The 26,240-nt window shown below is 52.2% G+C and carries 27 protein-coding genes; 9 read left to right on the forward strand and 18 right to left on the reverse strand.

All coding sequences use genetic code 11. The annotated features are described in order from the left end of the window. Positions 1-15 precede the first annotated feature (15 nt). The 7 genes from EHV07_RS08190 to EHV07_RS08220 form a co-directional block, all read right to left on the reverse strand. On the reverse strand, positions 16-555 hold the full coding sequence (locus EHV07_RS08190) for an ATP-binding protein (protein ID WP_147196817.1): 540 nt from the start codon (positions 553-555) through the stop codon (positions 16-18). After that, positions 552-989 (reverse strand): PTS sugar transporter subunit IIA, encoded by a 438-nt coding sequence (locus EHV07_RS08195; protein ID WP_147196819.1) that lies wholly within the window; start codon positions 987-989, stop codon positions 552-554. The genes EHV07_RS08190 and EHV07_RS08195 overlap by 4 nt, the downstream gene beginning before the upstream one ends. A gap of 6 nt (positions 990-995) precedes the next feature. Then, positions 996-1,268: a hypothetical protein gene (locus EHV07_RS08200; protein ID WP_254446322.1), complete on the reverse strand. Its 273-nt coding sequence runs from the start codon at positions 1,266-1,268 to the stop codon at positions 996-998. 35 nt (positions 1,269-1,303) lie between these two features. Further along, positions 1,304-2,650 carry a PTS sugar transporter subunit IIC gene (locus EHV07_RS08205; RefSeq protein ID WP_147196821.1) on the reverse strand — a complete coding sequence of 449 codons (1,347 nt, stop codon included), beginning with the start codon at positions 2,648-2,650 and terminating at the stop codon, positions 1,304-1,306. A gap of 15 nt (positions 2,651-2,665) precedes the next feature. Then, positions 2,666-2,956 (reverse strand): PTS sugar transporter subunit IIB, encoded by a 291-nt coding sequence (locus tag EHV07_RS08210; RefSeq protein ID WP_147196823.1) that lies wholly within the window; start codon positions 2,954-2,956, stop codon positions 2,666-2,668. 9 nt (positions 2,957-2,965) lie between these two features. Continuing rightward, a complete protein-coding gene (locus EHV07_RS08215; RefSeq protein WP_147196825.1) occupies positions 2,966-3,946 on the reverse strand; it encodes a 6-phosphofructokinase in 981 nt (326 codons plus the stop codon). 413 nt (positions 3,947-4,359) lie between these two features. Further along, positions 4,360-5,169: a flagellin gene (locus tag EHV07_RS08220; protein ID WP_147196827.1), complete on the reverse strand. Its 810-nt coding sequence runs from the start codon at positions 5,167-5,169 to the stop codon at positions 4,360-4,362. 258 nt (positions 5,170-5,427) lie between these two features. On the opposite strand from EHV07_RS08220, the gene EHV07_RS08225 reads away from it, so the two are divergent. Further along, complete coding sequence (locus EHV07_RS08225; RefSeq protein ID WP_147196829.1) at positions 5,428-6,549, forward strand: alkene reductase; 1,122 nt, start codon at positions 5,428-5,430, stop codon at positions 6,547-6,549. A 14-nt stretch (positions 6,550-6,563) separates the two neighbouring features. Next, positions 6,564-6,878 (forward strand): helix-turn-helix transcriptional regulator, encoded by a 315-nt coding sequence (locus tag EHV07_RS08230; RefSeq protein WP_147196832.1) that lies wholly within the window; start codon positions 6,564-6,566, stop codon positions 6,876-6,878. Here the strand turns inward: EHV07_RS08230 and mdtG are convergent. The 3 genes from mdtG to EHV07_RS08245 all read right to left on the reverse strand — a co-directional run bounded on the left by mdtG (position 6,873) and on the right by EHV07_RS08245 (position 10,430). Continuing rightward, positions 6,873-8,105: a multidrug efflux MFS transporter MdtG gene (mdtG, locus tag EHV07_RS08235; RefSeq protein ID WP_147196834.1), complete on the reverse strand. Its 1,233-nt coding sequence runs from the start codon at positions 8,103-8,105 to the stop codon at positions 6,873-6,875. The two genes, EHV07_RS08230 and mdtG, sit on opposite strands and share 6 nt — an antisense overlap. Before the next feature lie 153 nt (positions 8,106-8,258). Further along, on the reverse strand, positions 8,259-9,179 hold the full coding sequence (locus EHV07_RS08240) for a Kdo(2)-lipid IV(A) acyltransferase (RefSeq protein WP_147196836.1): 921 nt from the start codon (positions 9,177-9,179) through the stop codon (positions 8,259-8,261). A gap of 156 nt (positions 9,180-9,335) precedes the next feature. Beyond that, entirely contained in the window at positions 9,336-10,430 is a 1,095-nt protein-coding gene (locus tag EHV07_RS08245; protein ID WP_147196838.1) for an NADH:flavin oxidoreductase/NADH oxidase, read from the reverse strand. Between the two features lie 139 nt (positions 10,431-10,569). Between EHV07_RS08245 and EHV07_RS08250 the strand changes: the two genes are divergently transcribed. After that, the gene (locus EHV07_RS08250; protein WP_147196840.1) at positions 10,570-11,622 is read left to right on the forward strand and encodes a rhodanese-related sulfurtransferase; all 1,053 of its coding nucleotides are present in this window, start codon (positions 10,570-10,572) and stop codon (positions 11,620-11,622) included. A 392-nt stretch (positions 11,623-12,014) separates the two neighbouring features. Further along, a complete protein-coding gene (gene proP, locus EHV07_RS08255) occupies positions 12,015-13,487 on the forward strand; it encodes a glycine betaine/L-proline transporter ProP (RefSeq protein WP_147196842.1) in 1,473 nt (490 codons plus the stop codon). Between the two features lie 85 nt (positions 13,488-13,572). On the opposite strand, the gene solA is transcribed toward proP, so the two are convergent. The 7 genes from solA to grxB all read right to left on the reverse strand — a co-directional run bounded on the left by solA (position 13,573) and on the right by grxB (position 18,631). Beyond that, positions 13,573-14,688, reverse strand: coding sequence for an N-methyl-L-tryptophan oxidase (solA, locus tag EHV07_RS08260; protein ID WP_147196844.1), 1,116 nt, complete (start codon positions 14,686-14,688; stop codon positions 13,573-13,575). Between the two features lie 103 nt (positions 14,689-14,791). Then, complete coding sequence (bssS, locus tag EHV07_RS08265; protein WP_147196846.1) at positions 14,792-15,046, reverse strand: biofilm formation regulator BssS; 255 nt, start codon at positions 15,044-15,046, stop codon at positions 14,792-14,794. Between the two features lie 238 nt (positions 15,047-15,284). Continuing rightward, a complete protein-coding gene (locus tag EHV07_RS08270; RefSeq protein ID WP_147196848.1) occupies positions 15,285-15,530 on the reverse strand; it encodes a hypothetical protein in 246 nt (81 codons plus the stop codon). Positions 15,531-15,730: 200 nt separating this feature from the next. Continuing rightward, positions 15,731-15,976: a DNA damage-inducible protein I gene (gene dinI / locus EHV07_RS08275; protein ID WP_147196850.1), complete on the reverse strand. Its 246-nt coding sequence runs from the start codon at positions 15,974-15,976 to the stop codon at positions 15,731-15,733. 88 nt (positions 15,977-16,064) lie between these two features. After that, the gene (pyrC, locus tag EHV07_RS08280) at positions 16,065-17,111 is read right to left on the reverse strand and encodes a dihydroorotase (RefSeq protein ID WP_147196852.1); all 1,047 of its coding nucleotides are present in this window, start codon (positions 17,109-17,111) and stop codon (positions 16,065-16,067) included. A gap of 149 nt (positions 17,112-17,260) precedes the next feature. Then, complete coding sequence (locus EHV07_RS08285) at positions 17,261-17,824, reverse strand: lipoprotein (protein WP_147196854.1); 564 nt, start codon at positions 17,822-17,824, stop codon at positions 17,261-17,263. Between the two features lie 159 nt (positions 17,825-17,983). After that, complete coding sequence (gene grxB / locus EHV07_RS08290; protein WP_147196856.1) at positions 17,984-18,631, reverse strand: glutaredoxin 2; 648 nt, start codon at positions 18,629-18,631, stop codon at positions 17,984-17,986. Between the two features lie 230 nt (positions 18,632-18,861). Between grxB and rimJ the strand changes: the two genes are divergently transcribed. The 4 genes from rimJ to murJ all read left to right on the forward strand — a co-directional run bounded on the left by rimJ (position 18,862) and on the right by murJ (position 22,691). Beyond that, positions 18,862-19,458 carry a ribosomal protein S5-alanine N-acetyltransferase gene (gene rimJ, locus EHV07_RS08295; protein ID WP_147196858.1) on the forward strand — a complete coding sequence of 199 codons (597 nt, stop codon included), beginning with the start codon at positions 18,862-18,864 and terminating at the stop codon, positions 19,456-19,458. Next, on the forward strand, positions 19,458-20,099 hold the full coding sequence (locus EHV07_RS08300; RefSeq protein WP_147196860.1) for a DUF480 domain-containing protein: 642 nt from the start codon (positions 19,458-19,460) through the stop codon (positions 20,097-20,099). The genes rimJ and EHV07_RS08300 overlap by 1 nt, the downstream gene beginning before the upstream one ends. A 2-nt stretch (positions 20,100-20,101) precedes the next feature. Beyond that, positions 20,102-21,025 (forward strand): Gfo/Idh/MocA family protein, encoded by a 924-nt coding sequence (locus EHV07_RS08305; protein WP_147196862.1) that lies wholly within the window; start codon positions 20,102-20,104, stop codon positions 21,023-21,025. A gap of 127 nt (positions 21,026-21,152) precedes the next feature. Beyond that, positions 21,153-22,691: a murein biosynthesis integral membrane protein MurJ gene (murJ, locus tag EHV07_RS08310; protein WP_147196865.1), complete on the forward strand. Its 1,539-nt coding sequence runs from the start codon at positions 21,153-21,155 to the stop codon at positions 22,689-22,691. A 138-nt stretch (positions 22,692-22,829) separates the two neighbouring features. On the opposite strand, the gene EHV07_RS08315 is transcribed toward murJ, so the two are convergent. Continuing rightward, positions 22,830-24,062 carry an alpha/beta hydrolase-fold protein gene (locus EHV07_RS08315; protein ID WP_147196867.1) on the reverse strand — a complete coding sequence of 411 codons (1,233 nt, stop codon included), beginning with the start codon at positions 24,060-24,062 and terminating at the stop codon, positions 22,830-22,832. Positions 24,063-25,004: 942 nt separating this feature from the next. Here EHV07_RS08315 and EHV07_RS08320 point away from each other — a divergent pair. Then, complete coding sequence (locus tag EHV07_RS08320) at positions 25,005-26,120, forward strand: glycosyltransferase (protein ID WP_147196869.1); 1,116 nt, start codon at positions 25,005-25,007, stop codon at positions 26,118-26,120. Positions 26,121-26,240: the final 120 nt, after the last annotated feature.

Below are 26,240 nucleotides of genomic sequence, written 5' to 3' on the forward strand. Positions count from 1 at the left end.
CCTCATTGAGAAAAATTAGTTGCAGTTCAGTTGTTGATTGATCCAGGAAATAAGCCCGGCGCGGTTAATTTCCCGATCCTGTAATAGGGTATAAACGTCGCCGAGCTGCATCGGGCAGGCTCGCTCTGCCAGCTGCATTAATTCAGGTATATACTCTTCGCCAGGATGACCTTTAACGCGACAGGAACAGCGTGACTTATAGCGTTGGGCAACCTGCTCAGGCGAAATTTTATTCCATACTTCAACGTGATGTTGGCAGCCGCTCAGAGAAAGATAATCCGCCAAAATGGACTTATCACGAAAGCCAAACCAGGCATCCATAATAAATAAACTCTTTTCCGGCGCGGCCTTAACGATATTAAACATTGCCTCGTAAGCGGCATAACCCAGCTTTCGATTTAAGGGTCTGTCAATAACATCGGCGAACTGAACCATAAATGGCTCTTTAATTTCATCAATACTCAGAACAGGTGCATTAAAGTGGTCAGCCAGCAAACGGGCGACACGGCTTTTTCCTGAGGCTGGAATGCCATTGACTAAAATCAGTTTTTTCATAATAACCCAAGGATTTCATCAATTGTTTTCGCTTGTCTGATCCGCGTGAGTGTTTCTTCCTGATCGAGTAATTCCACAATCGAAGCAATCCCTTCCGTAATGTGCGAATCGCTGTCTACGCCGCCGAACATGACAATAATGTCGACAGGCTCACTGCCTTTGATAGAGACAGGTTGATCCAGCGTGACCATGCTAAAACCATTTTTAAGCACGCCACATTCCGGCCTGGCATGAGGAATAGCAATCCCTTCATCAAAAACATAATACGCGCCATACTTATTGGTGTTATCAATAACGGCCTGTGGATAGTCAGCGGTGACAAAACCTCCTTCTATTAAGGGTCTGGCGGCTGTTTCGATTATCTTGCTCCAGCAATCAATATGCATTCCAATTTGAATATATTGATTCTGTGAAAGGAACTGTCGAATGCTCATAGTACCTCATATATTTTTACGGATGGTATTTCTCAGCTCGTCCATTTTTACAAAGATGTCATCTACGTGATGACGGTATACCGGACTGGCGGCATAAGTTTTCACCGCCTGGTTATATTTAATCATCAATTTTTTTTGGGTGTCATTATCCGAGGGCGCTTTTGATAGCGAGCTTTCCAACAGGGATATTTCCTGCTTAATCTTTTCCGCCGCTTCATGATTTTCATTTTGATGTTGTGGCTCAGATGAAATAAACATATTTTTCAATTTTGCAAACATAAAGCCTCCGCGTCTGTTCAGGCTAATACAGGACATTAATCAGGTTGTTTAACCAGCTTGCGGCTTGAGAACCAAATAATCAGCGTAACGAACAGGATAAAACCAATCACAAACGGCCAGTCATTCTGGAAGGCGTGACCTAAAATTAATCCGGTGCTGATAACGTCAGAATCGCTAAATGTGACGCCTTTAAAGCCGAAGGTTTCAAGTAGCGGCACCAGGATCGCCGGTAATAACGTGATAAACAGGCCATGAACGATACCGCCAATAATGGCGCCTTTTCTGCCGCCCATCGCATTACCAAATACGCCGGCCGTCCCGCCCGCGAAGAAGTTGGTGAGCAAGCCTGGCAGGATCATTGCCAGCCCAAACATTGGGAAAACAATCATGCCGATAATCGACCCTACCGTGGTGGCAAGAAAACCAACAATGACCGCATTGGGGGCATAGGGAAACAACACCGGGCAATCCAGCGCCGGTATGGCGTTGGGCACCAGACGCATGGCAATGCCTCTGAAAGCCGGCACCAGCTCATTAAGCAGCAAGCGCACGCCGCTGTAGAGCACAAATACCCCGGCGACAAACTGCATCGACTGCATAAATGCATACATGATGTAGTTTGTTTCTCCGGCGAACTGGGCAATGTAGCCCGGCCCGGCAAAAATGGCAGGAATGAGATACATCGGTATCATTACCACCGCCATCGACAGATAGGTGTCCTGCAAAAACTTAAAGTTATCAGGTAGCTCCAGATCTTCCGTCGAGCGGGAGTTTTTCCCAATGGCGCGCGCGACGGCGGCCTGAACCAGATAGCCAATTGTGCAGAAGTGACCCAAGGCGACATCATCGGAATCGGTAATTTTCCGTACGATGGGTTGGGCAATAGCCGGCATCAGCACCGCCATGATGCCGCCGAATATCCCCCCGGTCAGGATCAGCGTCATGCCGGTTAGCCCCGCTTTATAGCCGATAACGGTACCAATGGTGGCCATCCACAGCAGCGCCTGGCCGGTGAGGAAGATATATTTGAACGGCGTAATGCGCGCAATGATGATGTTGACGGCAAATATCACCAGTAGCGTCAGCGCCACTTCCGATCCCAGCTCGCGGTTCGCTACGCCAGCAATGGCAGCAACGTCGGTAATGTAGCCCTTCATACCAAAACCGTGGGTGAAAATATCATTAAGGAAGGTGAGTGATTCAACAATGATATTGATACCCGCCATCATGATCAGGAAACCCAGCAGGGTTTTAAACGTCCCCTCCAGCGTTTTCCCAACCGACTTTTTCTGTAAGATAAGGCCAAGCATGGCGATCAGCGCGATGAGAATTGAAGCCTGGCCTAAAAAATCTTTCACAATAAAATGAATAATAGCGTCCACGGGTGACCTCACTTTTTATTTTGAGCCTAAATAAGCCAGGATTTTTTCTTCAAGTTCTTTCTTGTCGGTCAGTTTGTTTAAGATAATAACGCGCTTCTTTTCGTCATCGCTGGCATCGGAGTTAAGAATGTCAGCAAATATTTTTTGAGTAAGAATAATGTCATATTTGAATGATGACGCTTCGGATACTGTCGTATGATCGATATCTGCATCGATAGACAGTTTTTGCAAAACAGATTTGGCGCTCATTTCGATAGCAAAGCTTGAGCCGAGGCCGCAGCCACATACGCAGAGTACTTTAAGCATGGTATTACCTCAGATAAGATTGTTGGCTTTAGCCAGTTTATAAAAGTTGCTTTCTTTATCTACCAAACGTTTGTCGGAATTATTAAGATCGACAGGTATGGCTTTATTGTTGTTATTTATAACAATGATTTTATTAGTCAGGCCGCTGTTTATGCATCTGACGACTTCTTCGGCCAGAATCGCGCCCTGTATAATTTCCTCTCCGGTAGGGGTGCCGTTTCTCAATCCATAGCCCATGATTGTTTTTCTAATTCTGATACCAATCTTGTGCTCAATTTTACCAATCATGGTATCAATAGCGCCCTGAAATCCAGGGGTATATTCTTTGGTATAGCCTTCTGAACAGAGAATAATGACGCTATTCTGCTGGTCGATCTTTGTGCGGATTTTTGTTGCCAGCTCATCGATATCCCAAACTGCTTCAGGAATAAGCGCGATATCCGCATTGCTTTTTAAGGCCGCCTGCAAGGTGAGTTCGCCGCAATAGCCGCCAAGTAACTCCACCATAAATACACGCCCCGGTAGTCCGCGGCCGGTATTACGTAACTTTGCCACTTCACTAATCACCTGTTCGCAGGCAGTCGAAAATCCAATACTGTAGCTACTGCCGGTAATATCATTATCAATGGTCATGCCTATTCCGTAACAGTTGATACCATATTCGCTGAGCACCTTTAAAAACTGGAATGAGCCATCACCGCCGCCCATGACCAGACAATCAATCTTTTTTTGCCGGATGTTTTTTATGATCTTTTCGTAATCCGATTTCCTGCATTTCTCTTCTTTTCTTCCTGACGCAATAAGCGGAACCGAAGAGATCGATAAATCCACCAGATCCCGCCGTGATATCTCTTTTGCCGTGTTGTTAATAAGCCCGGAAATACCGCCATCAAATATGACGATTTCAGAATCGGTCATCCTGTTTATCTGAAAGATAAAATTATTCATGCCGCTAACGTCACCACCACTAATGACTAATCCTATTTTCATGGCTGGCTCCCGAATAATTATTTTTGTTGTTTGTAGATTTGATGTTAATGATGCCCGAATTAAATTTTTCGAACCTGGTCACAATTTTGCAACGAAATAGGATTGCCACATGGCTTGACAGCGTTATATATCGCTTAATTATGTGAAGTAGATCGTCTTATTTTAGCGGGGTTTTAGTGATAACGTTTGTAACGTGTTGTTTCTTTTAGGATTTAATTTTGTGAGCTGCATCGCGTTGGTCGCAGCGGCTGGCATGAATAAGCTATTCGCGTATTTGTGAGTTAATTCACATTAAAATGGGTTTCGGTTTTTGTTATGTCATTCAGGCAGCGCTGCGTTCTCACGTTCCCTGCTTAAAAAAGAAAACCCCGGCCGAAGCCGGGGTTTTGCGTTCTGAGGTAAACCAGAAAGACTTACTGCAGCAGAGACAGCACGCCCTGTGGAACCTGGTTAGCTTTTGACAGCACGGAGGTACCGGCCTGCTGAAGGATCTGCGCTTTGGACATGTTAGACACTTCCGTTGCGTAGTCAGCATCCTGAATACGTGACTGAGACGCGGTCAGGTTGGTCACAGAGGTGTTCAGGTTGTTAATGGTAGATTCAAAACGGTTCTGAATCGCACCCAGGGCACTACGTGAAGTATCCACGTCTTTGATACGCGCATCGAGGTCAGAGAGGTTGCCGCCGGTCACGCTGAAGGTAGCGCCCAGGCCAGAAGCCTGGAAGCCTGCGCCTGACAGGTCGATGCTGATCACGTTAGCGTCGGTAGAATCGTTAGCGCCAACCTGGATTTTTACGCTGCCGGTGGTGTTGAAGATTGCCGTGCCGTTAAAGGTGCTTGCCGCGCCGATACGGTTGATTTCAGACAGACGTGCGTCAACTTCTTTCTGGATTGAGTCGATGTCGTCAGCGCTGTTGGTGCCGTTTTTCGCCTGCACGGTCAGTTCACGAATACGCTGTAAGTTGGTGTTGATCTCGTTCATTGACCCTTCAGCCGTCTGAGTCAGAGAGATACCGTCGTTGGCGTTACGTGCTGCCTGAGTCAGACCTTTAATCTGAGAATTCATGCGGTTAGCGATAGCTTCGCCCGCAGCATCATCTTTTGCGCTGTTGATACGCAGACCAGAAGAAAGACGTTCGATCGCGGTGCTCAGAGAAGCCTGGGATTTGTTCAGGTTGTTCTGAGTGGTCAGGGACATGATGTTGGTATTGATAACGGACATAGTTGTTTCCTTCAAGATTGACTTGGGTCGATTACGGCGCCCGGATGCCCGTCACCGTCAGTGAAATATTTATCGGCGAATGGTGAAATAACTTTAAACAGTTTCTGAATAAAATTTGATCTGAAAGCGCGATGAAGAGCGCCGGGAAAAATCGCCGCTAAAAACCTTTAAATAACAACAGTGCAACATAAAAAAGCATTTACACATTTAAATGTTTAAATATAATGGGCGCCTTATCTCACCAGGAAACTCAACGCTATGACCAGTAAAACGCTTTTTACCCCGATGCAACTAGGCGGCCTGACGCTGCGTAACCGTATTGCATTGCCACCGTTAACCCGCTGCCGCAGCGAACAGCCGGGCAATATCCCAGGCGAGATGATGGTGGAGTATTATCGTCAGCGCGCCAGTGCGGGCTTTATGATTACCGAAGGTACGCAGATTGAACCACGTGGGCAGGGATACGCCTGGACGCCCGGCATCCACAGCGCAGAACAAATCAGCGGATGGAGAAACGTGACCGAGGCGGTTCATCAGCAGGGCGGCGTGCTTTTCTGTCAGCTGTGGCATGTTGGACGCGTATCGCACACCGCCTTACAGCCGGGCAACCAGCCGCCGGTTGCGCCTTCAGCCGTTGCCGCTGAGGGTGTGCGCGTGTTTATTGAAACCGGGCCGGGCGCAGGCATTCTGACCGCGCCGAGTGAGCCGCGTGAGCTGAGCACCGCTGAAGTGAAAGAGATTGTAGAGCTGTATCGTAAAGCGGCGGAAAATGCGAAAGAAGCCGGTTTTGACGGCGTGGAACTGCATTCCGCCAATGGCTATCTGATCAATCAGTTTATCTCTGAACACAGCAATTTCCGCACGGATGAATACGGCGGCTCGCTGGAAAATCGCCTGCGTTTTTTACGGGAAATCATTGCCGCAGTCAGTTCGGTCTTTGGCAGTCAGCGGGTCGGCGTGCGTTTTGCACCGCTGTTCTCCAGCACTGACGAAGAACGTGTTTACCTGGGACTGGTGGAAAGCGATCCGCATACGACCTATATCACAGCGGCAAAAATGCTGAATGAGATGGCGATTGGCTATCTGTCAATTGCCGAAGCAGACTGGGATAACAGCCCGGATCTGCCGGAAAGCTTCCGCATTGCGCTTCGTGAGGCTTTCACCGGGCCGATTATGTATTCCGGCCGCTACACCCGTGAAAAAGCAGAGCGCGTGCTGGAAAATGGCTGGGGAGATCTGTTTGGTTTTGGCCGAACGTTTATCGCTAACCCGGATCTGCCAGCGCGTTTCCTGCACGATTATCCGCTAAACAGCGTTGATGCCTCTTCTCTGTATGGCGGAACCCGTAAAGGATATACTGACTATCCTTTTTATAAATGATTCTGTGAGGCTGCATGACACCTGAAAATGCCATGAAGTTGTTGGCTAACCCAACACGTATGGCAGTATTACACTGGCTCAAAAACCCGGCGCAGGCTTTTGCAAGCTACAGCCAGCTGTATGATTTCGAGCTCTATGGCGTCTGTGCCAGCCTCATTCAGGACAAGGCGGGGCTGTCACAGCCCGCCACGTCGCTTTGCCTGAAAGTTCTACAGGAAGCCGGGCTGCTTGAAGCCAGCAAGGTCGGTAAATGGACCTATTATCGCCGTTGCGAAGCCCGTATCAGCGAGGTAACCGGCTCGGTCACTGCTTTCCTTAACGACCTATAGCTCGACAGTGGAATGAGAAGGGCGGCGACGCAGCGTCCGCCAGGAATAAACGGCGTTGAACAGCACCACCAGCGCCGTCACCACAAATACCGCACGAAATCCCCAGTGCGCCGAAACCACGGCGCCCATCAGCGGGCCGGTGACATTACCGATATCGCGAAAAGACTGGTTATAGCTGAAGATACGCCCGGCAACCTGATTGCTGGCGTTATAAATCAATAGCGTTTGCACCGCTGGCAGCAAAGCACCGTCAGCCGCTCCCAACAGAAATCTCAAGATGCCAAGCTGGAAAGGATTCTGCACCAGCGACATTGGGATCAGCAGCAGAACAGAAAACACCAGCATCGCTATCAGGATCCGATCCGGGCCAATGCGATCCCCCAATTTTCCCAGTCGGGGTGCGCAAATTAAAGCCGCGACGCCGGGCACGGAAGCAATCAAACCGCTCACAAAAGCCAAATTCTGAATATTCCCCGCCAGATCGCGGACGTACAGCGTCAGAATTGGCGCAATCGAACCGGTAGCAACCTGAATAATCAGCGTGGTCACGAACAGCGACAGCACCAGTTTAGGCTTCTTCAGCGAGGTAAAAACCTGTCGGGCATGCAGCATGTCTTTTTTCAGCACCGGCACAAACTCTTCGCGGATAGCAAACAGCGTCATGATAAAGCAGATAAACAGCACGGCGGCAGTGATAAAAAACACCGGGCGCAGGCCAAAACTGTCGGCCAGCAGGCCGCCGATTAACGGTCCGATTAACGCACCGCTGACCGCCCCGGTGGACAACCAGCCCAGCGCCCAGCCGCTTCGTTTGCGGGGCACCTGGGTGGCGATCAGCGCATTTGCATTCGGCACAAAGCCACCGAGCAGCCCAAGCAGCGCACGCAGGGCGAGAAACTGCCAAATCGAGGTCGCCATTCCCATCAGCACCATCACAATCGCCATGCCCAGCGCCGAGCGAAGCAGCATCACTTTTCTGCCTTTACGATCGGCCAGCCCGCCCCAGAAAGGAGAAGCGATAGCCGAAAAAAGAAAAGTAATGCTGAAAACCAGCCCGGACCAGATATTGAGCGACTGCGGATCGGTTACGCCAAGCTGCTCGACATACAGCGGCAGGAAAGGCATCACCAGGCTGAAGGCCATACCCGTCAGAAAACAGCCGCACCAGGCGACGAACAGATTTTTTTGCCAGTTAACGGAGGAGGGAGCAACGTCAGAAATCGCCATAAATAGCTGCGTGACCTCTCTGGAAGGTTATTGTTAGCACACTAATTATGCGCTTTTAATAATCCACTGAACAGAAAATAACAGAGAAAAAGCAGGGTATTGACGGGAGGTTTAGCTTTCCGGCAGGCCGCTGGCAGCCTGCCAAAAAGTCGATTAATAGAGTGAAGGTTCGCCAGAAGGGCGGGTCTTAAAGCGGCGATGCAGCCACATGTATTGCTCGGGTGCCATCAGCACGCCGTTCTCCACCACTTTATTCATCCGGGCGGCGGTAGCGGCTTCATCATCCAGCGGCACGGCTTCTTCGGCGGGCAGGATAACCATCTCATAGCCCCGGCCATGCGGTAAGCGACGCGGAACAAAAGGGATCACCGCAGGCTGTCCACTGCGGATCAGCAGGTAACTGCCTTTGGTCGACGCGGCTTTTTCAACTCCAAAAAAGGGCACGAACACGCTACTTTTAGGACCGTAATCATGATCCGGCGCATACCAGATAATATCGCCGTTTTTCAGCGCGCGGATCATCCCTTTTAGATCTTTGCGATCCAGCATGCTTTTGTTAGATCGCATCCGGCCCCAGGTTTGCAGCCAGTCGAGCAGAGCATTATCGTTCGGACGGTAAACGCCGATACCGGGATTGTGGATGCCGAAAATTCGCGCGCCCAGTTCCAGCGTCAGAAAATGCATCCCGATCAGCAGTACGCCTTTCCCTTCCTGATGCGCCTTATCAATATGCTCCAGGCCGCTCACGTGGAACCACTTGCTGATCCGCCAGTCGGGCCAGAACCAGGCCATGCCGGTCTCAATCAATCCCATGCCGACGGATTCAAAATTACGTACTACCATCGCTTCGCGCTCTGCTTCCGGCATGTCAGGAAAGCATAGTTCCAGATTGCGGCGGGCAATTTCAACGCGACTGCGAATAAACCGCATCGATAAGCGGCCCAGCCCGCAGCCCAGCCGATAAAGTAACGGATAAGGCAACAGAACCAGCAGGTAAAGTAAGCCAATACCTAACCAGGTAAACCAATAACGGGGATGCAACAATGCACGCGTAAATTGAGGCAGCTGAGTCATAAGTTTCCAGACCGTAAAAAAAGGGCACCATTATGCTGCCCCGAATTTATAATTTATGGCCTATTGTGCCATTTTTAGCGGCTAACTGAAATAATGCGTTGTCTTTCAGACGGTTTATGACGCCAACAAAAGGATTGCTGGCGTCGGCAGGGTACTTTACGCGTTAAATAAACCTTTTACTTCGTGAGGCTCGCAGCGCCAGTATTGCTCTGGTGCATCGACTTTGGCCCCCAGTTTTGCCGCGGCATGCCACGGCCAGCGTGGATCGTAGAGCATACCGCGCGCCAGGGCGACCATATCCGCCTGCTGTTCCACCAGCACCGCTTCTGCCTGTTCAGGTTCGGTAATCAGACCCACGGCAATCACCGGAATGGCGACGGCTTTTTTAATTCCGGCTGCAAAAGGCACCTGATAGTTAGGGCCGACGGCTATTTTCTGCTCTGGCGACAGGCCGCCGCTGGAAACGTGAATATAAGCGCAGCCTTCCTTCTCAAGGGCTTTGCTTAAGGCGATCGACTGCTCCAGATCCCAGCCGCCTTCAACCCAATCCGTTGCCGAAATACGCACGCCAACCGGTTTGTTTGCCGGGAAGACCCGGCGAACCTCGCGGAAAATCTCCAGCGTCAGACGCAGACGGTTTTCCAGCGAACCGCCATACTGGTCTTCACGCTTATTAGAAAGCGGCGAGAGGAACTGATGCAGCAAATAGCCATGTGCGGCGTGAACCTCAATCAGATCCAGACCCAGACGATCGGCCCGAATCGCACTGTCAATAAACTGCTGTTTGATCTCTTCAATGCGCGCGGTGGTTAACGCCAGCGGCGCATTGTCGCCGTCGTTAAACGGCACGGCAGAAGGCGCCGAGGTTTGCCAGCCACCCTGTTCAGGCTGCAAAAATCCGCCGCCCTGCCATGGCACATCGGTTGAGGCTTTACGGCCAGCATGCGCCAGCTGAATTCCAACGGGCATTTTGGAATAGTGGCGGACGTCTTTTAATACGTCACCCAGTGCCTGTTCGGTTTCGTCGTTCCACAGCCCTAAATCCTGCGGGGTTATCCGCCCGGCCGCTTCAACAGCGGCGGCTTCCACAATCAGCAGGCCAGCGCCAGAGAGGGCCAGATGCCCCAAATGGATACGATGCCACGCGGTCGCTTTACCATGATCGGCAGAATACTGGCACATTGGCGCAATGGCGATGCGGTTTTTCAGCGTTAGCTTACCCAGTTGGATTGGGCTGAAAAGTTGACTCATAGTTGCTCTCCGGTGTGAATCATTACGACATGCAAAAAGCTAACTATAGGCGGGATTTGTTTATGTCGTTGGTCCGCGTATGCTTTTCGGGTATGATAGCGCCCGCAAAATTTCTCTCTTGAACGCAGGAACGTACACCATGCCAGTGTTACATAACCTTGTATCCAATGAAGAACTGAAGGCGCGGATGTTGGCCGAGACCGAACCGCGTACCACAGTCTCTTTCTATAAGTATTTCACCATTAACGATCCTAAGGCCTTTCGCGATGCGCTTTACCTGGCGTTTACCCGTCTGAAAGTGTTTGGGCGCGTTTACGTTGCTCACGAAGGTATTAACGCGCAAATCAGCGTGCCGGCCAGCCAGTACGAAGCGATGAAAGCGATGCTGTATGCTTTCGATCCGGCACTGGACAACCTGCGTATGAACATTGCGCTGGATGATGACGGTAAATCCTTCTGGGTGCTGCGTCTGAAAGTGCGTGAGCGTATCGTTGCCGACGGCATCACTGATGAAAGCTTTGATGCCAGCGACGTGGGCGGCTATCTGAAAGCGGATGAAGTCAACGCCATGCTGGACGATCCGGAAGCGATCTTTGTTGATATGCGTAACCACTACGAATATGAAGTGGGCCATTTTGACCAGGCGCTGGAGATCCCGGCTGACACCTTCCGCGATCAGCTGCCAATGGCGGTTGATATGCTGCAAGACAGTAAAGACAAAAAGATCGTGATGTATTGCACCGGGGGAATTCGCTGCGAAAAAGCCAGCGCCTGGATGCGTCACAATGGTTTTGAAAACGTCTGGCACGTGGAAGGCGGCATCATTGAGTATGCCCGTCGCGCACGTGAGCAAGGGTTGCCGGTTCGCTTTAAGGGCAAAAACTTTGTCTTTGATGAGCGTATGGGCGAACGTATCTCTGATGATGTGATTGCACAGTGTCACCAGTGCGGTACCGCTTGCGACACGCACGTGAACTGCCTGAACGACGGCTGCCATCTGTTATTTATTCAGTGTCAAAGCTGTGCGGAGAAATACCATAACTGTTGCAGCCCAATCTGTATGGAAGAGTTAGCGCTTAGCCCGGAAGAGCAGCGCGCGCGCCGTGCGGGTCGTGAAAATGGTAATAAAATATTCAATAAGTCCCGTGGTTTACTGAATATGACGCTGAAAATCCCTGGGCCGGATAACTGATTTTCAGGGCCAGACTGCTGGCCCAAAAGCGTTCTGCTCTGTTCTGTCAGTCATCTGCTGGCAGGGCAGAGCCTCTCCTGATTAGCGCTAAAACCTTGCACCACATCGCGTGCCACGCAGGCTGCCTGCTCTCTCAATCGTTTTAAAATCGATCCGCCTTCATCAATTAGCACATAACTCACAAGAAACGCCCAATTACAGCGATTCCTGTCACAAACTTGAAAAAGCAAAGAACGTCGTATAGAGTAAATTACCGTAAAGAGACGTCATTACGCGTTTTACTTCCGATTTTTCGCTGCTTTATAGCTTTCATTCCCTTCTCTCGATTACGCGCTACACCGGCAACGAAAGCTATGATGCTGCTCTATTCATTCTGTCACTAAGGGGACTGCATGAGCGCTCAATCCGAACAAAAGCCAAAGAAGCATTTCTGGCAAAAAAAGCCGAAAGAGCTGGCTTTCGAAGATATCACCATCGTTGATAAAGACATGCTGAAGCGTGCCGTTGGCGCGGCCGCGCTGGGCAACGCCATGGAGTGGTTCGACTTTGGTGTTTACAGCTATTTAGCCGTTACGCTGGGTAAAGTCTTTTTCCCGGGCGGCAACGCGGCGGCTCAGCTGCTGGCGACCTTTGGCGCTTTTGCTGCCGCCTTCCTGGTTCGTCCGGTTGGCGGCCTGGTCTTTGGCCCGTTGGGTGATAAGATCGGCCGCCAAAAAGTGCTGGCGATTACCATGATTATGATGTCGATCGGGACCTTCTGTATTGGTCTTATCCCCAGCTACGACAGCATCGGTATTCTGGCGCCGATTCTGCTGCTGGTGGCGCGTCTGGTACAGGGCTTCTCAACCGGTGGTGAATACGGCGGTGCGGCAACCTTTATTGCCGAATATTCCACTGATAACCGTCGCGGCTTTATGGGCAGCTTCCTGGAGTTCGGTACGCTGGGCGGTTATCTGCTGGGCGCCGGGTTAGTCACCATTATGACGGCGGCAATGCCGGCGGAAACGCTGCTGGACTGGGGCTGGCGTGTTCCCTTCTTCATTGCCGCACCGCTGGGGCTGTTTGGTCTCTACGTCCGTTTAAAACTGGAAGAAACGCCAGCTTTCCAAAAACATATGGAAAAACAGGACGCGCTGGAGCACAGCAAGCCGCGCCTGACGCTGCTGCAAATGTTAAGCAAATACCGCGCGCAGATGCTGAAATGTATCGGCCTGGTGCTGCTGTTTAACGTTTCCAACTACATGCTGACCTCTTACATGCCAAGCTACCTGACCGGTATTTTAGGTCTTAGCGAGATGAGCAGCCTGCTGCTGGTTCTGGTGGTGATGTTTGTGATGATGCCGCTGACGCTGTTTTCAGGACACTGGACCGACCGTCTGGGTCGCCGTCCGGTTATTCTTGGCGGAGCGATTGGCCTGATCGTACTGGCGGTACCTTGCCTGATGCTGATTGGTTCGGGAAATATGCTGCTGGTGTTCCTCGGCCTGATTATTCTGGGCGTGCTGCATACCTGCTTTAGCGGAACCATGCCCGCTACGCTGCCTGCACTGTTTGCGACCGATATCCGTTACAGCGCGCTGGCGATCGGCTTCAACCTTTCCGTGTCGCTGTTTGGGGGCACTACGCCGCTGATTACCACCTGGCTGGTGGATACCACGCATAACCTGCTGATGCCAGCCTATTACCTGATGGGTGCGGGTGCGATTGGCGTGCTGACTGTCTTCACCATGCGTGAAACGGCACGTAAACCCCTTTCCGGTTCCGCACCGGCAGTGGCCAGCGAAGCGGAAGCGCATAAACTGATTAAGAAACTGCGCCTGCGTCAGCAGCAGAAGAAAGAAGCGGCCGCATTAGCCGCAAAATAATTTCTGGTAAATTAACTGGAAATTAACAGCACCATTTAAAATAGTGCTGTAAGTAAAAAAGACGGCCCGTTCAGGCCGTCTTTTTTTATTTAAAGCGGGATAAAGAGAAGGGCGATAAGTCAAATTGCGCTGTTTTATTCTGCGCAAATAGCGCGGCTATTTCGCCCAGCACCGTAGCGAATTTAAAACCGTGACCGCTTAAGCCGGTAATAATAAGTCGCTGTGGCGAGCCGGGAAGCGTATCAATGATAAAGTCTTCATCCGTCGTATTATCATAAGTACAGGCTTCGCCGCGCAGACAAACGCCCACGCCGGGTAAAAACTGCCGTATAAAGCCAAACAGTTCGCTGCCGTCTTCGGCAACATTACCAAATGGCTTACGCTGTTCGGGCGCGGTAATGGGCTGTCCGCCGTCGTGTTTGCCTATTTTTATCGCGTTATTTTCTGCCGGGAAACCGTAGTAGTGCGAGCCGTCGGGCGTTTCCACGGTAAAAGCCGGAAACTGATTGTTTTCGCTGTAGCGTCCATCGGCCTGATGCCAGGCGAACACTTTGCGCACGGGCGTAACGGGCAGCGTGGGCAGCAGCGTTTTCACCCAGGTTCCCGCGCTCAACAACAGCTTATGGCCACGGTAGATGCCATCGTCGGTATGCACCAGTTGCAGGCCATCGCGCTCCTCAAGCGCGTTCACCGCACAATTAAAGAGCTGCGCGCAACCCGCTTCGCAGGCAAGCCGAATCAGCTGGCGAACGGCTTCTTCCGATTTCAGATAGCCAGAGTTGGGTTCGAAAACCCCCGTATAGCCTTCAGGAACAGCCAGTTGCGGCCAGCGCCGATTGATGTCCTCACCGTTCAGTATCTCAACCGGCAGGTTGAATTGCTCTGCGCTCTGGCGAACATTATGTATAAATTCTGAGGAAACAGGCGCAAGATTGATAACGCCGCTGCGCTGCATAATGCGCTCGCCACACTGTTTTTCCAGCTCGTCCCACAGCTGCTGTGCTCTGAGCACCAGTGGCACATAGCGTGATCCTTCACCGTAAGCATGGCGGATTAGCCGTGATTCACCATGATGGCTGCCTTCCCGATGCGGTGGATGCGCCCGGTCAATCATCAGTACACGCAGGCCGGCCTGGGTTGCATACCAGCCAGCGGCTGCGCCGACCGAACCGCTACCCACTATTATTAAGTCATATACCATCAGCGCCTTGCTCCTCTGTGAAATTGCCTGTCGCAGGATAGCAAAATGCGGCAGAAATGAAAAAGGCACCCCATGGGGTGCCTTCAGGCTAACGCGTTCAGAATTAATGCTTTTTGTAGTCGCGGTCCTGATAGTCAGTCGCTTCGATTTTCGCTATGCCAGCTTCAAGAATGGAAATGAATTGCCTGGCGACGTCGGTAGTCAACCAATAGGTCTGGCCAACCTCAGCTTCTTCTGTTTGCTGTTCGTTTGACGAAAGCGAATGTAGACGGATCATCATGGCATCGTAGCTGTCTACGGTACTGATATCCCACCCAATGAGGGGATGTGTCTGGATAACCTCTTTGTTCCTGTCCATTATAACCCCCTTATTACTCGTGTTAACGATGACAACGAAGTGATTTATCGAGGTTCAATGCGGCCTTTTTATTCGTAGAGCAGGATAATTATAACATAACCTGCAATTCGTACAGAATGAAATTTTGTTCAGGGCCAAAACCCTCTATTTAAGCGGCAGCAAGCTTAACGGCAAAAAAAAATATCTTCATGCCCGTCAAGCTTCTGTCAAAAATAACATAAGGTCGATTAATAAATAGTCAGGTGATATTTTTTTCAAGCGCGTCAGCCAGCTCGGTGTAGTGCTGTTGAATATAGTCATCATATTCCTGATTAAGCGCTTGTTGACGGAGTTGCTGGATTAGCAATTGCGACGTATGGGCATCCAGACATAAAGAGAGGGAAGAAAAGGCGTTTTCCAGCACGCTAAGACGGCGTTGTTGCCCGGCTATCAGCGTCAGTAGTTCACCGAAAGTCATCGCTTCTTCGGGGTTTTCAGCCTGCATAGTTACTCCTCACCTGGGTCGCTAAACGAATCAGATCAGTCTACAACCTGCGGGCGATTCCGGCGAGTGCGGTCAGAAGCAAAGATAAAAAAAACCGGGCGGCGAAGCCCGGCAAAAAACGGAAAGTGAAAGCTCAGCGCCACCAGACCGCTGAACGTCACAATATCAACGCGTTCAGTCGGGCGGGCATTGAGCAGAAATTAGTCGGTGATAAACCAGTCGTCGGCGCTTTCCCAGGTTTCCTGGAGAATATCGGTGATTTGATCTTTGGCTTCTTTACCGCCGCCCATCACCGTCAGGTTGTTGGCACCAGCATAGCGGACAGAAACGCTGTTGGACGTTTCAGGAAAATGTTTATCGATACGCTTGCTGAGCTCTGCCGATAACGCATCAATTGCGCCAGCAGGAAGGGATGTGGTTTTTGCTACAGTGACTTCAATACGCATAAAAGCCTCCGAAAGAATTACTGTGAATATATACAGTAAGGCTGACGAAGGCAAATTATTTAATCAGCAATATTTAAAGTACAGCGGCTTAAAGTTCAACACGCCAGTTCAGCGTTTCACCCGCCAGGAACGGCACCAGCGTGTCATTACCCAGCGCGATGCTCTCCGGAACGGTCCACGGCTGGCGTACCAGTTTTATCCTGCCTTCATTCAGCGGCAGACCGTAGAAACGCGGGCCGTTTTCTGAACAGAACGCTTCAAAGTGCTGTAGCGCATCCATTTCTTCAAAGACGGTTGCATACGCCGGCAGAGAAGACGGCGCGTTAAAGACGCCAGCACAGCCGCAGCTTGCCTCTTTACGGTGACGTAAATGCGGCGCCGTATCCGTGCCGAGGAAGAAACGATCATGGCCAGAGGCAATTACCTTGCGCAACGCGTCCTGATGCACGTTTCTCTTCAGGATCGGCAGGCAGTAAAGGTGCGGACGAACGCCGCCAACCAGCATATGGTTGCGGTTAAACATCAGGTGCTGCGGGGTGATGGTTGCGCCAAGGAAACGATTGCCTTCCTGCACGTAAGCGGCCGCTTCTTTGGTGGTGATATGCTCAAACACCACTTTCAGCTCGGGATACTGTTTGCGCAGTGGTTCCATTACCGTTTCGATAAAGCGTGCTTCACGGTCAAAAATATCAATATGCGCGTCGGTGACTTCGCCGTGGATCAGCAGCGGCATCCCGATTTTCTGCATCCGCTCCAGCACCGTAGCAATGGCGGCGATATTTGTGACGCCATGGCTGGAGTTGGTCGTGGCATGCGCAGGATAAAGCTTCGCGGCGGTAAAGACGCCAGCGCTGAAGCCTTTTTCCACTTCATCCGCATCCAGTGAGTCGGTCAGGTAGCAGGTCATCAGCGGTTGAAACTGATGGCCAGCTGGGGTGGCGGCCAGAATGCGTTCGCGGTAGGCGAGGGCAGCGGCAACGCTGGTTACGGGCGGTACCAGATTAGGCATGACTATCGCGCGACCTGAAACCTCGCTGGTAAACGGCAGCACGGTTTGCAGCATTTCATCGTCACGCAGATGAATATGCCAGTCGTCAGGACGGCGGATAAGCAATTGCTGGGGTAAGGCGGTCATAAACAGGCTCCGGCAGAAATGAAATCAGGTCGATTTGGCCGGGTACCAAGCATAAGGATAAAGAAAGCGCTTTGCACCTGCTTTCACGCATTTTTAAAAAATAACGCTCCCCGGCGGTAAATGGCGGGGAGCGTTGGATTTGTATGGCGTTATTCGGTGAACGGGATCACCAGCTCGCCCGGTTTAACTTCCAGCCCTTTGGCAAAGCGTTTCGCCAGCGATTCCGCTTTGCTGCGGTCGGTACTGAGCACGTAGGCCGGCCGCTGATTAAAGTAATCTTTCAGCGACTGATTCAGGTAAGGCGTCAGGGTATTTAGCACGCCCTGCATCTTTTCTGGCTGGACCTGCACGTCGGTCAGCTGCATATCCTTCAAAAAGACCGCGCCCTTATCTTTATCAAATACCGGCTGCGCCTTCATGGTCAGCTGCATATCGGCCTGCTGAGGGCCAAACAGCGAGGTGATATTTACCTTCGCATGGCCGGATAACGTCACCTTATTAGGCTCTTCGCGGCCAATCTGACTTTTTAGATCGGTCAGCACAATATGTGCGTCGGCCAGTCCGGCCACGCCAATCTGCTTTTCATAATTATTGTGTTTTTGCAGCGCCTGGTTTACTTCCTGTTCGCTAATGGTGTACTGCGTCAGCTGATTACAGCCGGCCAGCAAAACGGCCAGCAGCAGGGCGCTCAGCCCCAAAAAAAACCTTTTCATAATGTCCTCTACGTGATGATTCAACAAACCCTTTTTGTGATGCCAAGCTTGCCCGACATCGGGGTTGATGTCACCAGAAGAGCGGTAAAGAGAAGGGGAATTATGTGTCGAAATAAAGCGAGCCCGGCAGAAACCGGGCTCGTCATCGGGCAGGAACGATCAGGCCGCGACGGAAGAGAGCAGGTTAATCTGCGTCTGTTTCGCCATATTATCGCGATAGTCAGCAACGCGGCCTGGATATTCCACCCCGGCCACCAGCGTCAGGGAGCGCAGCACCGGAAACAGATGAATATCATCGAGCGACAGCTCGCCGTTCACCGCATTGGACTTCACGATCAGCTTATCGAGCTTGCGCAGATCGTCGTTAACATTTTTGATAAAGCCTTCAGAGTGTTGTTTCAGCTCTTCAAAGCTGCCCGCATTGGCTTCCTTTTTGTTGCGGAAGTAACTGCGAGCTTCCGGCGTGGCGAATTCGGCAAAAGGCGCAGCGGCAATCCTCGGTAGCAGCAGCTTATTCAAATAGCCGTTGATATGACGCAGCCAGTCGGTGATGGCCGGATTGGTTTTGCCGGTCAGCAGCGGTTCGCCATCGCTTTTGTCAACATACTGCACAATGTCCAGACTCTCCGGCATGCAGCTGCCATCTTCTTTCATCAGGATCGGGGCCATTTTCTGGCCGATCAGCTTGGTAGGTGTCGCTTCGTCATCGTTCAGCATCACGACCAGTTCAACAGGCAGATTCTTCAGACCAAAAATCATTCGGGCTTTCACACAGAATGGGCAGTGATCGTAAATAAATAGTTTCAAGAACGCCTCCTTACAGCGATAAAGCTGATGGCAGTTGCCATCAATCTTCTGAATGTATTAAGGAAGTATGGAAGAGATTGACGATTTCTGAAATATTATCCGCATTATTTTCCCCAGTTGTGCGCGGGCGGTTATAGTGAAATGACGCAGGCTCTGTGAAGGATCGGCGGTAAATCGACCTTTAACCGGAGCCGCAAAATTTTTGACTCAGGCCAGATTCAGGAGAAAAGATGTTTGGCTATCGTTCCGCAGCCCCAAAAGTACGCCTGACCACCGACAGGTTAGTGATACGACTGGTTCACGAGCGTGATGCCTGGCGTCTGGCTGATTATTACGCAGAAAACCGCGCTTTTTTAAAGCCGTGGGAACCGATCCGCGATGAAAGCCACTGCTATCCGTCAGGCTGGCAGGCGAGGCTCGGCCTGATCGCTGATATGCACAGGCAGGGCAATGCTTACTATTTTGCGGTGATGGATCCTGATGAGAACGAAGTGCGTGGCGTGGCGAATTTCAGCAATGTCGTGCGCGGCTCGTTTCATGCCTGCTATCTGGGGTATTCGCTCGGCGAAAAGTGGCAGGGGCAGGGAATGATGTTTGAGGCGCTGCAATCGGCGATCCGCTATATGCAGCGTCAACAGCGTATTCACCGTATTATGGCAAACTACATGCCGCATAATCAGCGCAGCGGCAACTTACTGGCGCGGCTCGGTTTTGAAAAAGAGGGCTACGCCCGCGATTATCTGCTCATTGACGGCCGCTGGCAGGATCATGTGCTGACCGCGCTCACCGCCAAAGAGTGGACACCCGAACGACGTGGATCCCTGTAATGAAAATTCTTCTTTCGCCCGTTGAGGCACGCATCATTGGCTGCCTGCTGGAAAAGCAGGTCACAACGCCCGATCAATATCCTATGTCACTCAATGGCGTTGTCACCGCCAGCAACCAGAAATCCAACCGCGAGCCGGTTTTATCGTTAAGCGACAGCGCCGTACAGGACGCGCTGGACAGGCTGGCGAAAAAACATCTGGTGACTACGCAAAGCGGGTTCGGTAATCGCGTGGTGAAATATGAGCACCGTTTCTGCAACAGTGAATTTGGTCAGTTGAAGCTGTCGCCCGCTGAGTTTTCCCTGATTGCTACCTTGCTGCTGCGCGGCGCGCAAACGCCGGGCGAGCTTCGTACCCGCAGCGGTCGGTTACATGAATTTGCCGATATGACCGAGGTCGAAAAAACGCTGGAAGGATTAGCTTCGCGCGAGGATGGCCCTTTTGTGGTCAGGCTGGCGCGCGAGCCGGGCAAGCGTGAAAGCCGTTATATGCATCTGTTCAGCGGTGATGTGGATGAAGCCGCGTTTCCTGCTGAGGTGAGCGGCGAGGAGAGCAGTGAACTGAGTGAAAGGGTTGCGGCGCTGGAGCAGCAGGTGGCAGAAATGCAGCAGCAGCTGGCACGGTTGCTGGAAGGAGTCTGACGATGACGGCATTACGGATAGGCATTGTCGGTCTGGGCAGCATCGCCCAAAAAGCCTGGCTGCCGGTGCTTACACAAACGGCGGGCTGGCAGATTGCCGGGGCTTTTTCCCCTAATCAACAAAAAGCCCGGACGGTTTGCGACAGCTACCGCATTCCGCTGTTTTCCTCGCTGGATCAGCTGATTGACGCCAGCGATGCGCTGTTCGTTCATACCTCAACTGCCAGTCATTTCAGCATTGTCAGGCAGATTCTGCTGGCGGGAAAAGATGTCTGCGTCGATAAACCGCTGGCGGCAACGCTGGCCGAGGCGGAACAGCTGACCGAACTGGCCCACCGCCGGGGACGCAGGCTGATGGTGGCGTTTAATCGCCGCTTTGCGCCACGCTATTTGCAACTTAAGGCGGTAGCCGGGAGCCTTGCCTCGCTGCGTATGGATAAGCATCGCTGTGACAGCGTGGGGCCGCACGATCTGTTTTTCACCCTGCTTGATGATTATCTGCATGTCGTGGATACCGCACTGTGGCTCAGCGGCGGCAAAGGACGGCTACAAAGCGGTACGTTGCTCACCAATGAGGTGGGTGAAATGCTGTATGCCGAACACCACTTCAGCGAGGCCAGTCTGCAAATCACCACCAGCATGCACCGTCGTGCCGGAACGCAGCGTGAAACGGTGACGGCGATTGCCGATGGCAGCGTCTGGCAGGTGGATGATATGCGGGATTTGCGTCAGGAAACGGCGGGCAAGGTCATTATTGATGCCGTCCCCGGCTGGCAAAGTACGCTGGAGCAGCGAGGCTTTGTCGGTGCGGCTCACCATTTCATCGACTGCGTAAAAAATCAGACTATGCCGCAAACGTCAGGCGAAGCGGCACTGCTGGCGCAGCGCATTGTGGAAAAGCTCTGGCGCGACAGCGATCGGGAATAATGCTGTAACAATCGGGTGTGGTTATTTCATTTCATATCAGTAGACTATGCCGGTTCCTGCACCGCCACTGACGGCTATCAGGCGATAACCGTGGCCCGCGCCACCTCATAGCATACTCAGGAAGACCATGAACCTGTTGAAATCACTGGCAGCGGTCAGCTCTATGACCCTGTTTTCTCGCGTGCTGGGCTTTGCACGCGACGCCATTGTGGCGAGAGTTTTTGGCGCAGGGATGGCCACCGATGCCTTCTTTGTCGCCTTCAAGTTGCCTAACCTGTTACGTCGTATTTTTGCCGAAGGCGCCTTTTCCCAGGCCTTTGTGCCGATCCTCGCCGAGTACAAAAGCAAGCAGGGCGAAGAAGCCACGCGCGTTTTTATCGCTTACGTATCGGGCCTGCTGACGCTGGCGCTGGCGATCATCACCGTTCTTGGCATGTTTGCCGCGCCCTGGGTGATTTTGGTCACTGCGCCAGGCTTTGCGGATACGGCGGATAAATTTGCGCTTACCTCAGCGCTGCTGCGCGTGACCTTTCCTTATATTCTGCTGATCTCGCTGGCTTCACTGGTGGGCGCGATCCTCAATACCTGGAACCGTTTTTCCGTTCCGGCGTTTGCACCTACGCTGCTTAATATCAGCATGATTGGCTTTGCGCTGTTTGCCGCACCCCATTTCCATCCGCCGGTCATGGCGCTGGCCTGGGCCGTGGTGGCCGGTGGCGTATTGCAGCTGGGCTATCAGCTGCCGCACTTGAAAAAAATCGGGATGCTGGTTCTGCCTCGTCTGAACCTGAAAGATGCTGGCGTGTGGCGGGTAATGCGTCAGATGGGCCCGGCGATTCTTGGCGTGTCGGTCAGCCAGATTTCATTGATCATCAATACCATTTTCGCCTCTTTCCTCGTCTCCGGCTCGGTCTCCTGGATGTACTATGCGGATCGCCTGATGGAGTTTCCGTCCGGCGTGCTGGGTGTGGCGCTGGGAACCATTCTGCTGCCGTCGCTGGCGAAAAGCTTTGCCAGTGGCAATCACGAAGAATATAACCGCCTGATGGACTGGGGTCTGCGCCTTTGCTTCGTGCTGGCGCTACCGAGCGCCGTCGCGCTGGGAATTTTGGCAAAGCCGCTCACGGTGGCGCTGTTCCAGTACGGGAAATTTACCGCGTTCGATGCCTCAATGACGCAGCGCGCGCTGGTGGCTTATTCCGTCGGGCTGATGGGGCTGATCGTGGTGAAAATCCTGGCGCCGGGCTTCTATTCACGTCAGGACATCAAAACGCCGGTGAAAATCGCCATTATTACCCTGCTGATGACGCAGCTGATGAATCTGGCGTTTATCGGTCCGCTGAAGCACGCGGGACTTTCGCTTTCCATTGGTCTGGCGGCCTGCCTTAACGCTTCGCTGCTTTACTGGCAGCTGCGTAAACAGAAAATTTTCCAGCCTCAGCCTGGCTGGTTCAGTTTCCTGCTGCGTTTGATTTTTGCCGTCGTGGCGATGGCGGCGGCGCTGGTTGGCGCGCTGTGGCTGATGCCTGACTGGGCGCAGGGCAATATGCTGGAACGCCTGCTGCGACTGGCTGCGGTATGTGCGGCCGGTGGCGGCGTTTATTTTGCCGTACTGGCCATCCTGGGATTCCGCGTCCGGGACTTCGCACGAACCACGGCGATATAATGAGCAGTAAGCTATACGACGGCGGCGATCTTATCCACAAAAACAGGGGATAAGTTATGTACAACTGGTGCTAAACCGGTACATATATCGTCAGTGCGTCTGCCTCCGGAGGAGAACAGGCGCACCGTCAGCCGCTTTTTACAGCGTGGCGAGTCCATCGATAAGCGCGCCACGCCACCATGCCATATCATGGCCGCCCGTATAGAGTTTCAGATCGCTATCCACGCCCGCTGCCAGTAAGCGTTGATGCAGCTGCTGCACATGCGGAACGGTTGTCCCTTCCAGCGTCCCCACGCACAACGCGATCCGCACTGCCTTTGGCGGTGTCGAAAGCACCTGCTCGCTCACCCAGGAAGCCGCGCTTGCCGTGAACATAAACGGACGTTTCTCTTTATCCGGCGACCACCACATGGAAGGAGAGTGGCTGAGCACGCAGCCGAAGATGTCCGGTGCACAGAGGGCGGCCATGAGTGCGGTTACGCCGCCCAGACTTTGTCCACACAGTACGGTTTGCGAACGGCCGGCCCAGGTTCTGTCGGGGTGCTCTGCGCGAGCCTGAGGCACCAGCCGCCGGGCGATATCAATCACCAGCTGGCTCTCGCCGCCCAGGATGGCCGCACGATCGGCCTGATCAAGATTATCGATGCCGAGTATCGCCATCGGGCCAATACGGCCGGTGTTTATCGCCACGTCGATAGCACTTGTCACGCCGACATGGTCGAACCATTTTTCGGCATCGGGCAATACCAGTAATCCCAACGGCGTTGATTTGGGCAGGTCGGGAAGGTAGAGACGAACGCGGCGCGGTTTACCGGCGACAACAGGGTACGAGGTGATAAGTTTACCCTGGCAGGCAGCGGTCATGCCCCATTCGCTTTGCTCAGGAGCCTGATCCAGGGCCAGCACGGATTCCGTTCCTCCTCCCACGTTAATACCCGGCATGTTATTCAGCGGATCGGCCTGACCGGTAAACGGCGGGCGGCGAGTACCAAAGTGCGCCAGCTGCCCGGATGACGTGCCCGGCGGAATTTCAGTAAGGGTGTATGAGCCGCAGTAGCTGGCCGGCAAGCGCAGCGTCAGCGTCCAGATGTTGTCTGCTACGTGAGTCATGTATCCCAGCGCGGCATGGTCTTTATCAGTAACACGATTCAGGAAGAGATAGACACCCTGTAGCGGCTTATCCGCGCGCCACAAAAAAGTCACATCGCGCTGGTCGTCATGCTCTTCAACCCTGGTCACCAAAGGCAACCCAACAGATTCAACGTCGTGCCAAAACCGGGAGAGATCCGGCAAGGCGCGTGCAGTCAGCTGTGCGAATATCCGTTCTGTAACACCGTTATCACGGGGCGTGGAGAGTGAGCTGTTCCTCATTTTGGTATTCCCTGAAAGAGATAAGGTGATAAACACGGCCAACGTAAATTAACCGTGTTGTTATTTTAGAGTGGTCGTAATTCGGTGTCACGTTAAAAAAAACAGACGAAAGTCTCAATATAAATTTATCAGTGAATTATCTGCTTTGTTAAATTTAGTAGATGCAGGAAATAAAGGGTTATAAAAATTGAGTAGAATTACGAAATATAAGGTTTTAAGTGCACCCATTAACGCTGGATTAATGAGTTATTGAAATTAGATGAATGACGAAATAAAAGGTTATATGGATTTAATAGTAGCAGGAAATGAATGGTTTTTTAAATTTAGTAGTCACAGGAAACGAATGGCTATTGCTATGAGTTGCAAATGAGAATTATTTATAAAAATTTACATTACTTCTAAATTTGTGTTAGCGTTATAAACAGAGTCCTCCGAGGAAGGCTCCAGGTAAATAGCAAACTCAGTGATTTTCAACGGCATCGTTTCATCAGCGGGCGCTGGAACATCACTCTGCTGAGCTATTGTCGGACGAAACTATTTCTCTTGTTGGCTTCTGTATTACAGACAGAAACGATGCTCTGTTCCATATAGTTTATCCTGCGCATTCTGCTAAGAATGTGGCGCTCCCGGTCGCCTCTATTTTGCGATTAGGGAATAATGGCAATCTGTTTTGTGGCGTTATTCCGAAATGCTGGCGGCTTGAACGTTATTATTTATTTTGGGAGAGGGGAGTCTGTATTCAACAGCGGCTTCGCAACAACAACGATTAGTTTGCGTCAGGTACGGTTACTGAGTCTTAAATAATGCGCCCCCTGTTTATTTTGCGGGGACTCAGTGCCGGTTAGCTGATTAGCCTGACCCGAGATTTATGGCTGCCTCAGCAAGCGGGGGCTTGCGTAAGCTATCGAATTTCATCAGGTCAGGCAGGAGATGAATTTTCTCATGCGTATTCTTTTTGTCGGGCCACCTTTATATGGGCTTTTATACCCCGTGTTCTCGCTAGCCCAGGCTTTTCGCGTTAACGGGCATGAAGTGGTTATTGCCAGCGCGGGTAAATTTGCGCAGAAAGCGGCTGAAGCCGGTCTGGTCGCGTTTGATGCCGCGCCTGGATTTGATTCCGAGGCCGATTACCGGCGGCGGGAAGCGCTGCGCAAACAGAGCAATGCCGGCACCAAAATGGGCAACTTCTCGTTCTTCAGTGAAGAGATGGCGGACAGCCTGATGGAAATGGCAGGTGAGTGGAAGCCGGATTTAATTGTCTACCCTCCTCTCGGCGTGGTCGGCCCTTTAATTGCGGCTAAATATAATATTCCTGTGGTTATGCACTCCGTGGGCTTTGCCCACACGCCGTGGCATATCAAAGGCGTAACCCGCTCGCTGGCCGACGCCTATGCCCGCCATGGCGTTGCCGCTCCCCCGCGCGATTTGGCGTGGATTGACGTTACGCCGCCGAGTATGAGCATTTTGCAAAATGACGGCGAGCCGGTAATTCCAATGCAATATGTTCCCTATAACGGCGGCGGCGTGTGGGAGGACTGGTGGGAACCGACGCCAGACCGCAAGCGCTTGCTGGTCAGTCTTGGCACCGTTAAGCCGATGGCCGACGGGCTGGATCTGATTTCATGGGTGATGGATTCAGCAGATGAGGTGGATGCTGAGATCATTTTACATCTGTCCGCCAACGCGCGTTCTGACCTGCGGACACTACCCCCCAATGTGCGGCTGGTGGACTGGATCCCTATGGGCGCATTCCTGAACGGTGCCGATGGCTTTATCCATCACGGCGGCGCGGGAAATACGCTGACCGCTTTGCACGCCGGTATCCCGCAAATTGTCTTCGGCGAAGGGGCAGACCGTCCGGTGAATGCGAAGGCGGTGGTGGATCGCGGCTGCGGGATCATTCCCGGCAAGGAAGGATTGTCCAGCGACCTGGTCAATGCCTTCCTGAATAATCACTCGCTGCGCACGGCATCAGCCGACGTTGCAGCAGAAATGGCGGCGCAGGCCAGTCCCTCTGACGTGGCTGACACTCTGATAGCCAGGCTAAACACGCGCTGACCGTCAACGCTACGCCAGTGACGGGCTGCCTGCGGCTGAGGAAGAGCAAAGGCAGCCTGCACTGAAGTCATTAACCCGATTTACCTGAGTACGGCATAACGGTTGCACTCAGGAATTTTT

It is taken from the genome of Pantoea sp. CCBC3-3-1 (assembly GCF_007981265.1).
GTDB lineage: Bacteria > Pseudomonadota > Gammaproteobacteria > Enterobacterales > Enterobacteriaceae > Erwinia.

What these genes read in the sequence shown, in the direction of transcription:
- EHV07_RS08190 (WP_147196817.1), bottom strand. Translation starts at nt 555, where the DNA reads ATGAAAAAACTGATTTTAGTCAATGGCATTCCAGCCTCAGGAAAAAGC.
- EHV07_RS08195 (WP_147196819.1), bottom strand. Translation starts at nt 989, where the DNA reads ATGAGCATTCGACAGTTCCTTTCACAGAATCAATATATTCAAATTGGA.
- EHV07_RS08200 (WP_254446322.1), bottom strand. Translation starts at nt 1,268, where the DNA reads ATGTTTGCAAAATTGAAAAATATGTTTATTTCATCTGAGCCACAACAT.
- EHV07_RS08210 (WP_147196823.1), bottom strand. Translation starts at nt 2,956, where the DNA reads ATGCTTAAAGTACTCTGCGTATGTGGCTGCGGCCTCGGCTCAAGCTTT.
- EHV07_RS08215 (WP_147196825.1), bottom strand. Translation starts at nt 3,946, where the DNA reads ATGAAAATAGGATTAGTCATTAGTGGTGGTGACGTTAGCGGCATGAAT.
- EHV07_RS08220 (WP_147196827.1), bottom strand. Translation starts at nt 5,169, where the DNA reads ATGTCCGTTATCAATACCAACATCATGTCCCTGACCACTCAGAACAAC.
- EHV07_RS08225 (WP_147196829.1), top strand. Translation starts at nt 5,428, where the DNA reads ATGACCAGTAAAACGCTTTTTACCCCGATGCAACTAGGCGGCCTGACG.
- EHV07_RS08230 (WP_147196832.1), top strand. Translation starts at nt 6,564, where the DNA reads ATGACACCTGAAAATGCCATGAAGTTGTTGGCTAACCCAACACGTATG.
- mdtG (WP_147196834.1), bottom strand. Translation starts at nt 8,105, where the DNA reads ATGGCGATTTCTGACGTTGCTCCCTCCTCCGTTAACTGGCAAAAAAAT.
- EHV07_RS08240 (WP_147196836.1), bottom strand. Translation starts at nt 9,179, where the DNA reads ATGACTCAGCTGCCTCAATTTACGCGTGCATTGTTGCATCCCCGTTAT.
- EHV07_RS08245 (WP_147196838.1), bottom strand. Translation starts at nt 10,430, where the DNA reads ATGAGTCAACTTTTCAGCCCAATCCAACTGGGTAAGCTAACGCTGAAA.
- EHV07_RS08250 (WP_147196840.1), top strand. Translation starts at nt 10,570, where the DNA reads ATGCCAGTGTTACATAACCTTGTATCCAATGAAGAACTGAAGGCGCGG.
- proP (WP_147196842.1), top strand. Translation starts at nt 12,015, where the DNA reads ATGAGCGCTCAATCCGAACAAAAGCCAAAGAAGCATTTCTGGCAAAAA.
- solA (WP_147196844.1), bottom strand. Translation starts at nt 14,688, where the DNA reads ATGGTATATGACTTAATAATAGTGGGTAGCGGTTCGGTCGGCGCAGCC.
- bssS (WP_147196846.1), bottom strand. Translation starts at nt 15,046, where the DNA reads ATGGACAGGAACAAAGAGGTTATCCAGACACATCCCCTCATTGGGTGG.
- EHV07_RS08270 (WP_147196848.1), bottom strand. Translation starts at nt 15,530, where the DNA reads ATGCAGGCTGAAAACCCCGAAGAAGCGATGACTTTCGGTGAACTACTG.
- dinI (WP_147196850.1), bottom strand. Translation starts at nt 15,976, where the DNA reads ATGCGTATTGAAGTCACTGTAGCAAAAACCACATCCCTTCCTGCTGGC.
- pyrC (WP_147196852.1), bottom strand. Translation starts at nt 17,111, where the DNA reads ATGACCGCCTTACCCCAGCAATTGCTTATCCGCCGTCCTGACGACTGG.
- EHV07_RS08285 (WP_147196854.1), bottom strand. Translation starts at nt 17,824, where the DNA reads ATGAAAAGGTTTTTTTTGGGGCTGAGCGCCCTGCTGCTGGCCGTTTTG.
- rimJ (WP_147196858.1), top strand. Translation starts at nt 18,862, where the DNA reads ATGTTTGGCTATCGTTCCGCAGCCCCAAAAGTACGCCTGACCACCGAC.
- EHV07_RS08300 (WP_147196860.1), top strand. Translation starts at nt 19,458, where the DNA reads ATGAAAATTCTTCTTTCGCCCGTTGAGGCACGCATCATTGGCTGCCTG.
- EHV07_RS08305 (WP_147196862.1), top strand. Translation starts at nt 20,102, where the DNA reads ATGACGGCATTACGGATAGGCATTGTCGGTCTGGGCAGCATCGCCCAA.
- murJ (WP_147196865.1), top strand. Translation starts at nt 21,153, where the DNA reads ATGAACCTGTTGAAATCACTGGCAGCGGTCAGCTCTATGACCCTGTTT.
- EHV07_RS08315 (WP_147196867.1), bottom strand. Translation starts at nt 24,062, where the DNA reads ATGAGGAACAGCTCACTCTCCACGCCCCGTGATAACGGTGTTACAGAA.
- EHV07_RS08320 (WP_147196869.1), top strand. Translation starts at nt 25,005, where the DNA reads ATGCGTATTCTTTTTGTCGGGCCACCTTTATATGGGCTTTTATACCCC.